General features: G+C 35.0%; 19 protein-coding genes and 1 riboswitch. Of the genes, 3 read left to right on the top strand and 16 right to left on the bottom strand.

The window, feature by feature from the left end:
• Positions 1-1893 (top strand): glycine--tRNA ligase subunit beta (gene glyS / locus M0Q20_RS00765; RefSeq protein ID WP_295057685.1); only part of this gene is annotated, 1893 nt, incomplete at its 5' end.
• Here the strand turns inward: glyS and M0Q20_RS00760 are convergent.
• Entirely contained in the window at positions 1890-3407 is a 1518-nt protein-coding gene (locus M0Q20_RS00760) for a hypothetical protein (RefSeq protein WP_295057682.1), read from the bottom strand. The genes glyS and M0Q20_RS00760 overlap by 4 nt on opposite strands.
• A gap of 111 nt (positions 3408-3518) precedes the next feature.
• A riboswitch (cyclic di-GMP riboswitch) is annotated at positions 3519-3600 on the bottom strand.
• Between the two features lie 52 nt (positions 3601-3652).
• Complete coding sequence (locus M0Q20_RS00755; protein ID WP_295057679.1) at positions 3653-4387, bottom strand: hypothetical protein; 735 nt, start codon at positions 4385-4387, stop codon at positions 3653-3655.
• Positions 4388-4452: 65 nt separating this feature from the next.
• On the opposite strand from M0Q20_RS00755, the gene M0Q20_RS00750 reads away from it, so the two are divergent.
• Positions 4453-5199, top strand: a complete 747-nt coding sequence (locus M0Q20_RS00750) for an ElyC/SanA/YdcF family protein (protein WP_295057677.1) — start codon at positions 4453-4455, stop codon at positions 5197-5199.
• A gap of 75 nt (positions 5200-5274) precedes the next feature.
• Here M0Q20_RS00750 and M0Q20_RS00745 read toward each other — a convergent pair whose 3' ends face one another.
• Genes M0Q20_RS00745 through coaBC form a run of 6 tightly spaced genes read right to left on the bottom strand, consistent with a single transcriptional unit; the run spans position 5275 to position 10269 of the window.
• A complete protein-coding gene (locus tag M0Q20_RS00745) occupies positions 5275-5736 on the bottom strand; it encodes a globin (protein WP_295057674.1) in 462 nt (153 codons plus the stop codon).
• A 46-nt stretch (positions 5737-5782) separates the two neighbouring features.
• Positions 5783-6493, bottom strand: a complete 711-nt coding sequence (gene truA, locus M0Q20_RS00740; protein WP_295057671.1) for a tRNA pseudouridine(38-40) synthase TruA — start codon at positions 6491-6493, stop codon at positions 5783-5785.
• On the bottom strand, positions 6493-7512 hold the full coding sequence (locus M0Q20_RS00735; protein WP_295057668.1) for an LptF/LptG family permease: 1020 nt from the start codon (positions 7510-7512) through the stop codon (positions 6493-6495). Before M0Q20_RS00735 ends, truA begins: the two co-directional genes overlap by 1 nt.
• On the bottom strand, positions 7512-8327 hold the full coding sequence (locus M0Q20_RS00730) for an A24 family peptidase (protein WP_295057665.1): 816 nt from the start codon (positions 8325-8327) through the stop codon (positions 7512-7514). The genes M0Q20_RS00735 and M0Q20_RS00730 overlap by 1 nt, the downstream gene beginning before the upstream one ends.
• Positions 8327-9004 carry a polyprenyl diphosphate synthase gene (gene uppS / locus M0Q20_RS00725; RefSeq protein ID WP_295057663.1) on the bottom strand — a complete coding sequence of 226 codons (678 nt, stop codon included), beginning with the start codon at positions 9002-9004 and terminating at the stop codon, positions 8327-8329. Before uppS ends, M0Q20_RS00730 begins: the two co-directional genes overlap by 1 nt.
• A complete protein-coding gene (gene coaBC, locus M0Q20_RS00720; RefSeq protein ID WP_295057660.1) occupies positions 9001-10269 on the bottom strand; it encodes a bifunctional phosphopantothenoylcysteine decarboxylase/phosphopantothenate--cysteine ligase CoaBC in 1269 nt (422 codons plus the stop codon). The genes uppS and coaBC overlap by 4 nt, the downstream gene beginning before the upstream one ends.
• Positions 10270-10426: 157 nt before the next feature.
• On the opposite strand from coaBC, the gene M0Q20_RS00715 reads away from it, so the two are divergent.
• Positions 10427-11533 (top strand): multiheme c-type cytochrome, encoded by a 1107-nt coding sequence (locus M0Q20_RS00715; protein ID WP_295057657.1) that lies wholly within the window; start codon positions 10427-10429, stop codon positions 11531-11533.
• A 19-nt stretch (positions 11534-11552) separates the two neighbouring features.
• On the opposite strand, the gene M0Q20_RS00710 is transcribed toward M0Q20_RS00715, so the two are convergent.
• The 8 genes from M0Q20_RS00710 to M0Q20_RS00675 all read right to left on the bottom strand — a co-directional run bounded on the left by M0Q20_RS00710 (position 11553) and on the right by M0Q20_RS00675 (position 15406).
• A complete protein-coding gene (locus M0Q20_RS00710) occupies positions 11553-11828 on the bottom strand; it encodes a CDGSH iron-sulfur domain-containing protein (RefSeq protein WP_295057654.1) in 276 nt (91 codons plus the stop codon).
• A 74-nt stretch (positions 11829-11902) separates the two neighbouring features.
• Complete coding sequence (locus M0Q20_RS00705; RefSeq protein WP_295057651.1) at positions 11903-12115, bottom strand: hypothetical protein; 213 nt, start codon at positions 12113-12115, stop codon at positions 11903-11905.
• Between the two features lie 153 nt (positions 12116-12268).
• On the bottom strand, positions 12269-12487 hold the full coding sequence (locus M0Q20_RS00700; RefSeq protein ID WP_295057649.1) for a cold-shock protein: 219 nt from the start codon (positions 12485-12487) through the stop codon (positions 12269-12271).
• Positions 12488-12809: 322 nt separating this feature from the next.
• Positions 12810-13202, bottom strand: coding sequence for a hypothetical protein (locus M0Q20_RS00695; RefSeq protein ID WP_295057647.1), 393 nt, complete (start codon positions 13200-13202; stop codon positions 12810-12812).
• A 59-nt stretch (positions 13203-13261) separates the two neighbouring features.
• Positions 13262-13786 (bottom strand): O-acetyl-ADP-ribose deacetylase, encoded by a 525-nt coding sequence (locus M0Q20_RS00690; protein ID WP_295057645.1) that lies wholly within the window; start codon positions 13784-13786, stop codon positions 13262-13264.
• Between the two features lie 33 nt (positions 13787-13819).
• The gene (locus M0Q20_RS00685; RefSeq protein ID WP_295057642.1) at positions 13820-14095 is read right to left on the bottom strand and encodes a helix-turn-helix transcriptional regulator; all 276 of its coding nucleotides are present in this window, start codon (positions 14093-14095) and stop codon (positions 13820-13822) included.
• Positions 14070-14432 (bottom strand): type II toxin-antitoxin system RelE/ParE family toxin, encoded by a 363-nt coding sequence (locus tag M0Q20_RS00680; protein ID WP_295057639.1) that lies wholly within the window; start codon positions 14430-14432, stop codon positions 14070-14072. The genes M0Q20_RS00685 and M0Q20_RS00680 overlap by 26 nt, the downstream gene beginning before the upstream one ends.
• Before the next feature lie 212 nt (positions 14433-14644).
• Positions 14645-15406, bottom strand: coding sequence for a hypothetical protein (locus M0Q20_RS00675; RefSeq protein ID WP_295057636.1), 762 nt, complete (start codon positions 15404-15406; stop codon positions 14645-14647).
• Positions 15407-15453: the final 47 nt, after the last annotated feature.

Genomic DNA, 15453 nt, shown 5'->3' with positions numbered 1-15453 from the left:
GAGTTCTACTATACACCTCGTCGACTTGTATTATGGCACAGAGAGTTTAAAACGCGCCAAGACGATAGCAGCGAGGAGTTTTTTGGAGCACCCCTTGAGGTTGCATACAAAGATGGAGTTCCAACACCGGCAGCACTTGGTTTTGCTAAAAAATGTGGCGTAGATATTAAAGAGATAGGCTCTGCGCTAAAAGGTAAAAAAGAGGTTCTTTACTATAAAAAAGAGTTAAAAGGGGAGCCTTCGGTTTTGCTTTTAAATGAAATAATCGAGGAGTGGATAAAATCTCTTGATTTTGGTAAATCTATGAGATGGGGAAGCTTGAGTGATAGTTTTATTCGTCCGATTCGATGGGTAAACGTACTTTTTGGAGATGAGCTTGTAGATGTAGAGCTTTTTGGTGTCAAATCAAAAAAAGAGACTTTTATTCACAGAACAAGTAACTTCAGTGCTGTTGCAATAAGAGGTGCTAAGGAGTACTTCCACAAACTAGAAGAGGGTGGAGTAACACTCTTTCCAGATGTTAGACGCGCTACAATCATGGGTGGCTTCTTAAAGCTTGAGCAAGAGCACGGCATTAAGGTAGAGGTAGATGAGAATCTGCTTGATGAAGTAGTGGCTATAACAGAGCATCCTACGGCAATATTAGGTTCATTTGATGAGAAGTTTTTAGAGCTTCCACCTGAGGTTATCATCACGTCTATGAAAGAGCATCAACGATACTTTCCTGTTTTTAAAGATGCAAAACTGATAAATAAATTTGTTGTAGTCTCAAATGCTTTGACAGATGACTTCTCTAAGGTTATAGAGGGCAATGAGAGAGTTCTGCGTCCTCGTTTAGCAGATGCACTATTTTTTTACGGCAATGACTTGAAAAAAGGGCTTAGCACACAGGGGCTTGAAAAAGTTGTCTTTATGAAAGGACTTGGAACAGTTGCAGATAAGATAGAGCGAGAAAGAAAGATTGCCAATGCTCTTTTTGAGATGTATAAGCCAGAAGATTCAAGCAAAGAGATGCTCAATCGTGCAATTAATCTTGCAAAAGCAGATTTAATGAGCGAGATGGTTTATGAGTTTACGGAACTTCAAGGTCTTATGGGTTATTACTATGCCAAAAAAGCCGGAGAGAGTGATAAAGTGGCAGTTGCTATAAAAGAGCAGTATTTACCTGACGGGGAGGAGAGCAATCTTCCTTCAACTGTTATGAGTGCTCTTGTTGCTATGAGTTTAAAACTTGATACGCTTTTGGGTCTATTTAGCGTGAATCAAATTCCAACCGGCTCACGTGACCCGTTTGCACTTCGCCGAGCCGTAAACGGTCTTATTAGAATAACGAATGAGCATAACTTGGAGTTTGATATTGTTGATACCATAAAGTATTTAAGCAAGGAGTACGGGGAGTTTGATCTTTTAAAACTTGAAACATTCTTTTTAGAGAGAGTAAGACAATACTATAAAGTAAATCCTTCCATAATAGAAGCAGTATTATCAAGTGGCGAGAGAGAGCTACTAAAAATAGGTAAAAAAATAGAAGCACTCAAAAGTATGGTCGAGAGCGAAGGTTTTAGCGAGTCGTTTTCAACTTTTAAAAGAGTTGCAAATATTACAAAAGATATTGATATGTCTCATGAATTTAGTGTTGATGCAAAACTTTTTGAGCATAGTGCTGAAGAGATTTTATTTGAGAGATATAGCAAGGTTGCCGCTGTCAAATATGCATCATACGAAGAGGAGCTTGATGCTCTTTTAGGGCTTAAGCCTGAGCTTGATAAGTTTTTCGACAATGTCATGGTAAATGCTGAAGATATGGCTGTTAGAAACAATAGAAAATCTTTAATCGCTTCTATATACAAGAGCATACTAAAAATTGCAGATATTAAAGAGGTTAGTGTTTAAGAATCCTCTTCAATAAGTGCTTTTTTTGATGTAAGTGCTTTTACAAGAGAGTTTCTAATTGAGAGGTAAGCGCTTTTATTTTGCGCTAAAATCTTTTCGTCTCTTTTTGCATGCCGATTTAGAGAATCTATCTCTCTTTTTATATTACTATATTTTACAATCTGGGCTTTAGTTGCCATTTGCAAAGAGAGTCTATTTTTCTCCTCTTTTTTTAGCTGTATTTCTCGTTGAATCTCTCTTATATCATTTTTTAAATCATTTGCTTCTTCACTCTCTTTTGGTGTGTCAAGTGAGCTTGCATATATATTTAATCTTTTTGTTAAATAGATTATATTTTGTGATATTTTTTCCATCTCTTTTGTAATATTGCTATTGTATTCGACAGGCGAGAGAGAGTTTATATATAACTCTTTAGCACTATCTTCAAGCTCCTCTATCTGCTCTCTTGTGGTCTCAAGTGATATTTCTGTTTTTATATATATTTTAACGATTGACATCATTGATACAACATTCCACTTGAGTCCGTTTGATGCTTCAATTTCAGGAACTTTGTACTTTTTTCCATCTAAAACGACTATATTTAAAGAGTAGTATTTTAAAAACTCCATTATATATCTGTTTGAAGCGCTAAGTTCTAATAGTATTAGGTTTGCTATGTGATTAAATACCTCTTTGAAGTGAATCCTAAATATATATCCTGAGAAACCTTTAAAAAAACTATCGTTTTTATCAAAACTACTTATTAAATGTTCAGTGACAATGGAGTGTATAAGCGAAAATACGTGTTTTTCATAAGCAAAGTTGTCGATTTTTTTCTCAAGCATATATGTATCTACAAACTCCTCTGCAACAAAATAGAAGAAGTTTTTATTTTGCTCTTTTAAAAAGAAATCATTATAAAATGACTCCAACTCATTCTCGTCAAGTCCGTTATATCTGTTGGCAACTGTATTTTTCTCTTCCTCAGAAATCTCTTTTACACTACTTTCATTAAAAAGTTTTATAAAAATTTGAGAGTTTTTTATAATGATAATATCGCCTTTGTAAAGTTCAAATGCTTCTCTTATTGCATATTTTAAAAGCTCTTTTTTATTTATCTCTTCATTGTTTATTTTATTTACAAAGTGTGTAAGTTTTAGCGTGAGCTCTTTTTGAAGGCATATTAAATCATCTTTATTGTTGTAGTTGTGTTCTATTAAATCATCATTTTGTTCTATCATATCAATGATTGCTTCAAGATTTAGACTATTTTTGGGCTCTGTTTTATAGGGAATAATCTTAATGCGCAGAGTATCTTCCGTTATCTTGAAGATAACAGAACCGATAGGCTCAAAATGCTCTCTTATAGCTTGTTTTATCACTTTTTGTATCTCTTTATCTAAAAGAGAGGAGGATTTAAAAAGTTTATCTATATATAAGAGTAGTTTTTGATTCTGCTCACTACCCCATTTAAAATCAATTGTAGGAGTGCCTACAACTGTTTTTATATATGTTTTTAATTTTTGAAACTGCATTTTATAAAACCGCCACAATAGCTAATTTATCTAACAAAACACTCAAACAAGATATTGGTAAATTTGGGATGCAGCAATTAAAAAAATCAACAATATTTTTAATAAAATTTAAGTTGCAATCCGACTATCTTGTTAAGTGCCAAGACTCGTAACTTTCCGTCCCTATTTCACAATAAGTTTGGCTTTGAGATATATAAAACTATTCTACAGTATGAAACTTTAAAAAAGCTAAAAAACAGCTCCCTTTACAATGTTTTAATAATTTGTGGAGGATACTTTGAGAACGCTTTTTTAAAAGCGTTTGCCCTTACATCTTTTAGTTTTCCCGTTGCAATTGGCGGCAAAAAATATGCCAACTCTTCGCTCTCTTGCGCATCATGATTGCTATCGTACATAAAAGAGATATCCTTGCCAAGTTTTTTTGCTTGTGCAGCAAGGTTTCTTGCATAAAGAATAATATTTTTATGGTGTCTGTCAAACTTATTTCCTGAGGCAAAAAATACAAATTTGCCGCTAAGGCGAATGTTTAGATAGTCATGATAGTTTAGCTCTTTGTCATATCTTGTAAGCTGATTACTTCTATATTTATCTAAGTCTGCATCAAACTCTTCTAAAATTGGAGTCGGTTCTATATTTGCTTTGTTAATATTGAAAAGATATTTTATCTCTATTAGTTTGCCTTTATATCCCTCTTTTATTGCCGAAGCAAACAGGTTGCAATTATTATCAAAATTCAGTTCGTGAAATTTATCGTCAAACTCAAAGCCTTGTGCTGCGAGTTTAGAGTTTGTGTTGTATCCCACGGGAGAGATAGTGGGGTTGTATAAAAAAATAGTTCCGATTACACTCTTGCGCTTTTTACTTAATAGCTCTTCGAGTCTCTCTATATCTATAGTCTCATCTTCTTGCGGAATATATATATAGTGCTGTGTTAAGTACTCAACATCAAAATTTGTTGAAAATTTTCCAAATGCTTGCAATTTTAATCCTATAATTTTATATGAATTATACTATAATTCTGCACTATTGGCGAGGTGGTATGGCAGTGGAATTTGGATTTTATTTAAAGAAGTTTATTACATTTTTTGTAGAGCCGCTGGGTTTGGTTTTGGCTCTTTTTGTTCTTGGACTATATTTTTTATTTAGGGATAAAAAAAGCTTTTCAAAACTATTTTTATCCCTAGCTTTTGGATTACTACTGCTTTTTTCATACCAGCCGTTTTCAAATTTTTTAGTAAAAAACCTAGAAAATAGCCACCCAAAATATGAGTACAAAGAGGCTGTAAAATATATACATGTACTTGGAAGCGGTCATAATACCGACAGCTCGCAGCCACTCTCTTCAAATATAAGTGATTCAGGTATTAAAAGGGTATTAGAGGGCGTGTTAATACACAAAAAGATACCAAACTCCAAACTTGTTTTTACAGGCTATAAAGGGAGTACAGATGTCTCTAATGCCACCATGAACGCTAAACTTGCACTCTCGCTTGGCGTTAAGGAAGAGGATATGATTATTAATCCCGGGCCAAAAGATACCAAAGAGGAAGCACTTTTTTTAAGAACTGTAGTTGGGAGTGAAAAGTTTGTTCTTGTGACTTCTGCAACGCACATGCCAAGATCTATGAGGCTATTTGAGTCACTTGGGTTAAATCCTATCGCAGCACCGACAGATTTTCATAAAGATGAGACTAGCAGCTATTTTGCAGAACCGGATATAGGTTCACTTGAGAACTCGAAAATAGCAATACATGAGTATCTTGGCATTTTGTGGAGTATAGTAAAAAAGTAGGTTTAAGCATACAAAAGCAAACTAAAGCCAAAGAGGATGGTAAAAACAGAACGCAGACAGCGTAACTGAGTTCTTCTAAACGTAGGAGGACTCTTTTAGGTATCTATTTACGGTAAGTTTTGAAAACTTATCTAGATATTGCCAGAAATCATCCTTTATATCTTGCTCAATATCAAGCTCCATTAAAACCTCTCTAAAAGTTCCAAGCCACTCATCTCTTGATTTTTCATATATAGAGAAGTTTTTATGTATGTCAATCATATATTGATCTAAATCTTTACCTCTCATCTCCTCATCATAGACAGAGGGACCGCCACAAATTTGAATAAAGAATTTTGTATTTTTCTTCTTTACCTCCTCAAACTCATTTGGGTCTTGGGGAAAAAAGTGGGCAATATCGCTCTCATATATGCGGTCATAAAACTTATACATAAGTTCCTGCATCCCCTCATGTCCAAGTGCCTTATAAAAAGCCGGATCCGGATTTTTAAACTTTACCTCTTCACCCTGAGTGGCTTTTGTTATCTCATAGTTCATCTGTTGCCCAATCTTTTAAAATTGGCAAAATATTAGCAAAAAATAGTTAATATTTAATCTTGCTAAGATATAAGCCGTTGCTCTTAGCCGGTTTTATTTTATAATTTATTTTGCATTGAAGCTGCTCTCTTATCTCATCGGCGCTAAGAGCTAGCAATGCCCCTACCATTAACCTTATCTGGCTTCTTAAAAAACCGTTTGCCTCAAAGTTAAGTATGATATATCCTTTATGTCTGTAGGCAAAAGCTCTATATATAACTCTAGTTGTACTTTTGACATCGCTACCGCTTTTCATAAAAAATTTAAAATCATGTTCACCTTCAAAGAGTTTTATATTTTTCTCTATATTTAAAAAATCAATAGAGTCTAAAAATGTTACAAAACTCTCTTCAAACGGATTGCTTTGAGACTCTTTGATAATGTATCTATAGAGCCTCTTTTTTGCGCTGTATCTAGCGTGAAAGTTATCATCTACCGCATCTGTTTTTTTGACAATAATTGATGGCGGAAGCATCTCATTTAAAACTTTTTTTAATTTTTCTAAGTCACTCCAAAACTCCGGCAAGTCGATATGGCAGACCTGTCCACTTGCATGTACGCCTCTATCCGTTCGTCCGCTTGCAATTACTTTTGAGTCGATATTTAATTGATTTAGTACATGCTCTAACTGCCCGAGTACTGTATTTTTTGAGCTCTTTTGTGTCTGTGAACCCAAGAAGTTTGTACCGTTATAGGCTATAGTTAGTGCGCATCTCATTAAAACTTAGATACAATCATTTTTTTGTACATTATATATGTGGCTAATAGCCACCCTATGATTAAAACAGGTACGGCATAAGTAGATATAGCAAGTTGGAGTGCAACTGCAAGTGCGTCATATATAATTATTGAGAGAAAAAGAAACAGGTAAACCTTTCCTTTTTGGTGCCTAACATGGACTATGCCGATGCTTGCAATTAAAAAAAGGCTTAAAACCGGAAAGAGCGAAAACAGAGTATTGGTAATGAGCCTTTTTTCTGTTTTTAAAGAGGTGTCTTTAGGAAACCAGTACTGCATAGGCGTTTGATACTCATGAAGATCTGCCTTCATAGTATCATTTATATACATAATTTTAAAATCAATTTGAGTAAACTTCTCTTCTGAGTAACTATAACCCTCTCCGTCTGTAAGTTTTAATCGCAAAATCCCAGAATCGTTAATAATCTCTGCTCCTTTAGCGCCTATTAAAACCTCTTCGTCCTGTTTTTTATTAAACAAAATTACGTCGGAGTATGTTTCATCAAGATTATCTTTTCCTATATATAGAAGCCACTCTCCAAATTTATGTCCAAATTCTGAGGCGGAGAGGTTAAACTTTGCTTCACTTTTTTTATATGATATAAAGTTGCTTGAGAGAACTTTGGCGTGGGGAAAGAGAACAAAAAAGTTAAAGAGCATTATAATAGACAAAAATAGCGCAGGTGCAAAAAGTGTCTTTAGAATTACTCTTGGTCTAATTCCAAGAGCAAAGAGCACGACTATCTCATTGTCATTTGAGAGCTTAAAGAGCGCAAGCGTTGCGGCTATAAAAAAAGATATAGGCAACGTATAAAAAAGAAGCTCAGGCAGCATAAAGAAAAATAGTTTACTCATCTCAAATAGCGAGAGTTGAATAACTGCCGTATATGTAGCCATCTTTATTAAAAAAACAACAGAAGCAATTGAAAAAAGAGGTAAAAATATAGATAAGAACAAAACAGAGAGAGACTGTTTTATATAATTTTGCAATATTTTCATTAGTAGTTAGCCTCTATATATCTTGAAATTTGGCTATCAAATATATAAACTATAAATGTAGCCATTGCTAAAAATGGGACAAAAGGGACTCTCTGTTCCTCTTTTGAGCCTTTCATGACAAAGAGCATAACAGGCAGTGCTAAAAGCGCAGAGAGAAATATAGCCGCTAGTGTGAGTTTAACTCCTAGAAGCGCTCCCATGGTAGCAGCTACCATTATATCGCCTTCGCCCATTGCTTCAATAAAAGGGTAGGTGTGGTAGTTCTTGCTCCAAGAGGTGATCGTTTTTTTGGCATGCCTGTGAGCAGATGATGTCAATGCGTATGAGATAGCAAATCTAAGCAGTGTAAATCCGCCGGCAAAGAGCAGGGCGTTTTGGAAGTTTGTAAAAATTCCATCTATACTCCATGCACCAAATATGGCAAATATTAAAGCTAAAAGATTTAAAGAGTCCGGAACCATTTTGTATTTGAAATCTATCATAGACAAGGCAAGTAGGGTTAAAAAGCTAAAACCAATTAGTAGAGCCGGAAGGTTTAGTCCAAACTTCATAGCCAAGAGTAAAAGTATCAGACCGGAAATTAATTCAATCATAGGGTACTGCAGAGATATTTTAGAGGCACAAAAAGCACATTTTCCTCTTAAGAAAATCCAAGAAAACAGAGGTATATTATGCCAAGGCTTTAGAGTGTTTCTGCAAGAAGGGCAGTGAGAAAAGCCAAGAATTACGGTTTCATCTTTAGGAACTCTTAAAATTACTACATTTAAAAAAGAGCCTAACAGCACGCCGAGTATAAAAGCGATAAAGAGTTCCATTATTTAACTCCTCCAAATCTTCTCTCAATTTTTGTAAAATCTTTTATAATTCTCTTTAGTTCATCAGTCGTAAAATCTGGCCAAAGCGTATCTGTAAAAAATAGCTCTGCGTATGCTGATTGCCAAAGCAGAAAGTTTGAGAGCCTTTTATCTCCGCCTGTTCTAACAATTAAATCAACATTATGTTTACAATCAAGTGCATTTGAGAGCATAGCTTCTGTTATGTCATCTTTAGAGTTTTTAATTCTATTTACTGCTCTTAATATCTCATCATGAGCACCGTAGTTGAGTGCTAACGACTGAACCAAACCATCACAGTGAGCAGTCCTCTCTTTTACGTTTTGAATTGTTTGCTGTAGTGACTTTGAAAACGCTCTAATATCGCCTATCGGCTCAAATCTTATGTTATTTTGAAGATAGTTTTCAAGTTCACTATCTAGATATTTTTGTAGAAGTTTCATCAAAAACTCTACTTCCAAGCGAGGTCTTTTCCAGTTCTCTGTTGAAAAAGCGTAAAGAGTTAGTCTCTCTATATCTTCATCATGCGAGCAAAACTCTGTAACTGCTCTTACTGTTTTTGCGCCTTCTTCATGCCCTTTTACTCTCTTTTCTCCTCTTAACTCTGCCCATCTTCCATTGCCGTCCATGATAATGGCTATATGTCTTGCTCTATTCATATGTTTTTTGCATGTTGTAAAATTTCAAATGAGACGCTTAGCTTGTCTGACATCTGAATTGTCTCTTTTTTATTTTTAACTATAAACTCTACCTCATTAGTATCAGTTCCAAAACTTGAAGAGTCCTTTAAGATATTTAAACAAACTGCATCAACTCCCTTAGAGTCTATCATCTTAGTAGCGTTTTCAACGGCATTTTTTTCATCCATCTCTGCCTTAAAGCCTATAGTAGTTATGTCAGTTTTATCAATTGAATCTAATATATCTATATTTTGTTTTAGTTTTAGGTTCCACTCTTCGCCTAACTGCTCTTTTTTTAATTTTGTGTTTTGCGGGAACTCGGCAACATAGTCACTGACTGCCGCCGCCATAAATAGATACGGCTTCTTTTGAATTAGATGAATCTGCTCCTCTCTCATAAGTGTAGCTTTTGAGAGTTTGCCTTTTTTTGCGATGCGAACCGAGTCTGTCAGATACTCTAACATCTCAGAACTGCTTTGTATATCTATAGTATAGAGATCAAGAGGGAGATCTTTGTCAAATTTTGAAGAGATTAGATTTACATCTGCACCTTTGCAGTAAAGTGCGGTAGCGAGTGCTGAAGCCATTTTTCCGCTTGAGAAATTTGAGAGATAACGTACTTCGTCTATCTTCTCAATAGTTGCTCCACCTGTTACAATAACTCTTCTATCTATCCAAAACTCCTCTCTTAGAAGAGCTTTTGCGCAGTGCCAAAAAATCTCCTGAGGCTCAGCCATAGCACCATCACCTACTGTTTTGCAAGCAAGCTCTTTTGTCTGAGTGTCTATTATCTCATAGTTTGCAATGGCAAGCATTTTGAGATTGGCTTTTGTTATAGGGTTGTTTATCATATTTGTGTTTGCAGATGGAGCAATTATTTTTAGATGAGGGTATGCCAAGGCACTCTGCAAGAGTATGTTATCGGCTATAGCGTTTGCTAATTTTGCTATGGTGTTAGCGGTTGCCGGAGCAATGAGTAGCAGGTCAGCCCACTCACCGGCTTTTATATGGTTATGACTATTTACCCATGATTCGTTTGTATCATCTAGAACTTCGTTTGAGCTTAGTGTTTCAAAAGATAGCGGAGTGACAAACTTCTTTGCCGCTTCACTCATAACTACTTTTACCTCTGCACCGGCTTTGTTTAGTAGCCTTACAAGTTCAAGTGATTTATAGGCCGCAATTGAGCCTGTTACTCCAAGGAGTATCTTTTTGCCTTTTAGCAAATCTGATGGGATGAGCATTATTTACCTCATAAATGTTAGTGGATATATTTTAACATAAAAGAGCTGAGGAATTTATACTCAAACTACCTCTTTTTAAGATTGTTGATGTGAATCAAGTAGAAAAAATTATTACTTGTTAGAATTTCAACTTATAATAATTAAAAGGATAGTTTATATGAACAAGATAGTATTGCTAACATTAGTTCTATCGTCACTCCTGCTTGGGGAGTCTGAAATAGAGACATGTAAAAAATGTCATCCGCTTATAGTTGATGAGTTTGAGAACTCAATGCATAGAAAGTCCTCAATCTATGATGATGAAATTCACAAGGCTGTTTGGGATATGCATCCGGCAAAAGCTAAAGATAATTATGTATGTGCAGATTGCCACACTCCAAATGCTAAAAATGAACAAGAGGCTAAAAAGGGCATAACATGTTCGAGTTGTCATACGATTAAAGATATAGAGAAGCACGCAAGTGTAAATAAAAATATATACAACAAAGATGCAAAGACTTTCTACTCGGCAGAGGCAGGCAGAGAGAGCGAAAAAGTAATTTATAAAAAAGAGAGCTCATGGTTTGGTTTAAACAAAACTACCGTAGGTTCACCATATCATGATATTGACTATACAAACAAGAACTACTACACAGGAGAAGTCTGTATGGGGTGTCACTCACACAGACAAAATAAAGATGAGTTTATGATTTGCAAAACATCAAAAGAGGGTGCGCAAAACGAGCAAGAGAACTGTATAACATGTCATATGCCAAAAGTCGATGGGACAGCAACAACAATCAGAGAGACAAAACAGCACTCTTATCACGGATTTCCCGGAGCTAGAAAAGACCCGCAGATGCTATCTAAATATGTTGAGCTTGACTTTAAAAAGAGTTCAGATGGTTTTGAAATCACAATCAACAATAAAGCACCGCATGATCTCATGCTTCATCCTCTTAGAGTTGTAGAGCTTAGAGTAAATCTTGTAAAAGATAAAAAGGTAACACCATTAAAGAGCAACTCCTTTGTAAAGGTAATAGGCAATAAGGAGGGTCCTTCAATGCCATGGCTTGCAAACAGAGTTATAGTCGATACTATGTTAAAAGCAAATGAGAAAAGAGAGATAAGTTATAGTGATAAAGTTGAGAGTAAAGATAAAGTAGAAGTTCAGCTTGGATACTACATCGTAAATCCAAAAGCTCTTAAAAAATTAAATCTTGAGAAAAATAAAGATGCAAAAAGTTTTACAGTGCTTAAGCAGGAGCGTTTTATAGTCGAGTAGCCAAAAAGGCTGCTTCGACTTAGCTCTTAACTGCTTTGCCTACCTCGTCATCGCTGTATATACTATGGGTGCCGTCACAAAAAGGAAAATTACCGCTTGTTTTACACATGCAGATATGGTACTGTTTTGTTTTTTCAACACTTACTTCTTTAGGCAGACACTGGGTCCCTTCATGACTTCCGTCACAAAAAACACCGCCTTTTGATCTTCCACATGTACAAATCATGTATGCTACTCCAGCTTCAAGAGTAACAGCTTCCGGACTATTGCGAAATACGATTGCATCTTTACACATATCTTCTCCTTTGTTGATTTTAACCATTATAGTGATGATTTAACCGTAATGTCAAGTTGCTAGATAAAAAAAGATTATACTGAGGAAGATACAGTAAGCTTTAGTTTCTCTTTTTCATCGACTTCTGTTGAGCTAAGATTGTATAAAGCGCAAAGTTCTGATTTTTGACTCTTAGATAGAGCACTTAAATCGATAACATAATCTACATAGTCATCTCCTTGTGCTACCTTCATGTTAAACTTAGATATCTGCTCTTTTGTAGGATGTTCTTTGATTATTTTATACATGATTGACCTCTTGTTTTAATTAATAATATTGTATTAGAATTGTATTGTTTTTTTTGAATTTTGCAGTAAGGAAATTATATATAAATTTAGTAAAGTTATTGAAAGAAATTAATGAGAATGTTGTGAGCGGATAAAATATCCGCTCTAGAAAAATTACAGACCTGTAACGTTTTCTGCTTGAGGGCCTTTTTCGCCTTGACCGATTTCAAAAGTTACCTTTTGACCTTCGTCCAATGATACGCGACCATGACCTGAGTTGTTAATTTGACGAAAGTGTACGAATACATCCTTACCGCCATCTTCTTGTTCGATAAATCCGAAACCTTTTTCGCCGTTGAACCATTTAACAGTTCCGTTTACTAATGCTGCCATTGTAATACCTTTGTGTTTGAATACATCTCATTGCTGAGATGGTCTAAAATCTAATATGAAGCTTTTCTTTTAGTAACGGATTATACTGTATAACTAGGTCATCAATGTAAAACAGACTAAAGATGTAACTCGAATCATCTTTTATTGAGGGTAGTATAACTGAATAAAAGGTAAATGTATATAGCTGGGGCAAATTCTTTTTGATGTTGTCATCGTCAATGCTCTAAAAGTAAAGTGTGTCAAATCCAAATATGCGCAGATATTTGGGGTTATCTTTCCTAAATGGCAGTCGGCTATGAATTTCATGTTCGTCGTTTGTGCTTCATTTCAATTCAAAATGTGCAAATGCACCCTCTACGCTTAAGACATTTTTATAGCTGCTCTTTGTAATAGTCACTTTTTTTGTAGTTAAGTCACACACCGCGATACGAAAGTTTGAACCCATATAGGGTTCAACAATGCAGATGATTTTATCATCAATCTGTCTTGTTGCATGGATAACACCTTGAAGAGTATGAAAAAAATATTTTGGGTAGCTGAGAGGTGTAATCTCTACAACCTCTGCAACTATTTTTTTACCAAGATTTTGTCTCATAAGATTGGCGTCTTCATAGTTGTCAAACTGAATACACCAGTCATCAAACTCTTTATTGAAGCGTTTTAAACCTTCGTCTAAAAAACCGCCTGCTTCTGACTGTAGGGCAAATATGCTCATTTGTAGAATCCTATGAAAATATTTATAATTATACTTGTTAGCCTCTTTGATATACTTTACTAAAGCTCTTTTATAGCATCTGCAAAGATATCGTAGCTTTCTTGTGAAGAAAAAACAAAGTTTACTTCCATGCTCTCATCAGTTTTTAAAAAAGATTTTACGCTCTTGTAGGCAACTTTAGCCGCCTCATATTTTGGATAACCGTAAATACCGGTAGAGATGGCAGGAAATGAGACAGCTTGGCATTTTAGCTCTTTTGCAATTTTTAGTGAGTTTATATAGCAGTTTGCGAGAAGCTCTTCGCAGTGATTGCCACATGATGAATAAACAGGGCCGACGGTGTGGATAACATATTTTGCCTTCATCTCTCCCGCAGTTGTTGCAACGGCTTCTCCTGTAGGCAATCCATCTGGATATGTGGATGCTCTTAGCTTCTTACACTCACTAAGTATCTGCACCCCGCCTGCACGGTGCAATGCACCATCCACACCGCCGCCGCCAAGAAGTGAGCTGTTCGCCGCATTGACCACTGCGCATACATCTTCTTGTGTTATATCTGCTATCTTTAGGTTTATGTTTTTCATTTTATTTGTTCTTCATTACTTTCAAATAGGGGATTATATAAGTTCCACTTTCAACTCTTTGCCGAGGATATGTGCAAAGTTTTGAAGAGTCGAGAGTTTAATGTCCTGTGCATGGTTTTCTATCCTCGAAATAGCGGACTTCTTTGTGTGGAGTCTCTGCGCTATCTCCTCTTGCGTAAGCCCGACTTCGACTCTAGCCTGCTTTAGCATCTCGCCTATCTTAAACTCTTCGTATCCAGACTCAAAATCTTTTGCAAAAGCAACATCATTCTTTTTTCTTTTATCAATGTATTTTTTTAAGTCGCTCATTGTTTAAATATTCCTTTTTTCTCTTTTGTGCCAAAACAATCTCATGTTTTGGAACTTTTTGGTCTTTTTTTCTAAAAGCGTTTGTGAGTACAACGAAAGTTCCGTTATGTTCAAAACCAAGCAATCTTATATGATTTGTTCCATGTTGAATTCTTACCTCAACAATGCCGTCTGAACTACTCAGGTATTTATAGAATTTAGTAGATACTGTGTTCGCTTCTTCCAATAACTGCAATACCCAAATAACCTTTTGAGCCTCTTTTGAAGAAAGAGTGTCTAAAAACTCTTCAATCGGGCTTTTGCCTGATTTGAGTCTGTAAAAGATGACCTCTTTCATAGCAATATGTTAACATATAAGTTAACTTTTGTCAATTTACATGTAGATTTATGCATAATTTTTCCTATTAAAAAAATATGCTTTAGTGTATTAAAAAATAGAAAGCTTGTTTAAAAATATGGCAATTTGAAATATTTTTTAACTAGTCGTAAATTAACACCGATGTGACATGTGGATTTTATTTGGATTGTTTTTTAGTGATGGAGATTCATTCACAGAGTTGGGTATGAATAAAGCTTTGCAAATAGTATCCACAAAGCGCTAATCCCAAGTAGTATAGGCATAAGTAATTCAATTGTAATCCAACGTAAACTTTGACTTCTCTTCATATACTGAAACCATTTGTCAAAGCGCTCTAGAGAAGCAGGTATCCTGATGTCTGACAGTATAGAGTGGTATTTGTCAAAACTACTATTTAAGTTTTGAACGTTTCTATTGAGCGTTTGTATTTCTCTAATTATTAAATTTTTATCTTGAGAATTATCTAGATGTTCTAATTTTGTATTTATGGAGCCTGAACCAAGTTTCTCTATAATAAAGTTTATATTTTTTTGCTCGTTGTCTTTAACCTGAATTTTACTTAGCCACCATGAATATAATGTTGTTTGCGAGATATCACTTTTATTGTCTGCCACTTTATCTGCAAATCCGCCTTCATACGGTATATTTGAACCAGTTAGTCTTAGCTTCCATTTAATAAAATAGTCCCATGCTAGCCATATAAAATGTATTAGAAAATAAGTAGTTAATAAAAATATTAACTTATAAATAATATCCATACTAAATGTATTTAGTTTTAATCCTAGAAGGGATGAATCTGATGTTAACTCTAAATTATTAGTTATCAACACTATTGATAATATACTTAAAAACATCAAATTATTTCTGACTTTTCTTGTATATTCTGAGAACTCTAAAGCAAACGGTTCACCAAGGGACAATTGGGCTTTTTTAAGTTTATCTGTATCTTCCATTTTAACAATCCTATTGAATACTTTTTATTTATGACAACTTAGCATTT

This window comes from Sulfurimonas sp. (genome assembly GCF_023229025.1).
Classification (GTDB): Bacteria; Campylobacterota; Campylobacteria; order Campylobacterales; family Sulfurimonadaceae; genus Sulfurimonas.
Note: the sequence above shows the minus strand (reverse complement) of the source record. Positions and strands in the feature narration are given on the sequence as shown.

Coding starts and splice junctions, on each gene's coding strand:
- truA (WP_295057671.1), bottom strand. CDS start 6,493: ATGAGATGCGCACTAACTATAGCCTATAACGGTACAAACTTCTTGGGT.
- M0Q20_RS00680 (WP_295057639.1), bottom strand. CDS start 14,432: ATGAAAGAGGTCATCTTTTACAGACTCAAATCAGGCAAAAGCCCGATT.
- M0Q20_RS00675 (WP_295057636.1), bottom strand. CDS start 15,406: ATGGAAGATACAGATAAACTTAAAAAAGCCCAATTGTCCCTTGGTGAA.
- M0Q20_RS00705 (WP_295057651.1), bottom strand. CDS start 12,115: ATGTATAAAATAATCAAAGAACATCCTACAAAAGAGCAGATATCTAAG.
- M0Q20_RS00710 (WP_295057654.1), bottom strand. CDS start 11,828: ATGTGTAAAGATGCAATCGTATTTCGCAATAGTCCGGAAGCTGTTACT.
- M0Q20_RS00695 (WP_295057647.1), bottom strand. CDS start 13,202: ATGAGCATATTTGCCCTACAGTCAGAAGCAGGCGGTTTTTTAGACGAA.
- M0Q20_RS00715 (WP_295057657.1), top strand. CDS start 10,427: ATGAACAAGATAGTATTGCTAACATTAGTTCTATCGTCACTCCTGCTT.
- M0Q20_RS00700 (WP_295057649.1), bottom strand. CDS start 12,487: ATGGCAGCATTAGTAAACGGAACTGTTAAATGGTTCAACGGCGAAAAA.
- M0Q20_RS00685 (WP_295057642.1), bottom strand. CDS start 14,095: ATGAGCGACTTAAAAAAATACATTGATAAAAGAAAAAAGAATGATGTT.
- M0Q20_RS00730 (WP_295057665.1), bottom strand. CDS start 8,327: ATGGAACTCTTTATCGCTTTTATACTCGGCGTGCTGTTAGGCTCTTTT.
- M0Q20_RS00735 (WP_295057668.1), bottom strand. CDS start 7,512: ATGAAAATATTGCAAAATTATATAAAACAGTCTCTCTCTGTTTTGTTC.
- uppS (WP_295057663.1), bottom strand. CDS start 9,004: ATGAATAGAGCAAGACATATAGCCATTATCATGGACGGCAATGGAAGA.
- M0Q20_RS00690 (WP_295057645.1), bottom strand. CDS start 13,786: ATGAAAAACATAAACCTAAAGATAGCAGATATAACACAAGAAGATGTA.
- M0Q20_RS00760 (WP_295057682.1), bottom strand. CDS start 3,407: ATGCAGTTTCAAAAATTAAAAACATATATAAAAACAGTTGTAGGCACT.
- coaBC (WP_295057660.1), bottom strand. CDS start 10,269: ATGCTCATCCCATCAGATTTGCTAAAAGGCAAAAAGATACTCCTTGGA.
- M0Q20_RS00745 (WP_295057674.1), bottom strand. CDS start 5,736: ATGAACTATGAGATAACAAAAGCCACTCAGGGTGAAGAGGTAAAGTTT.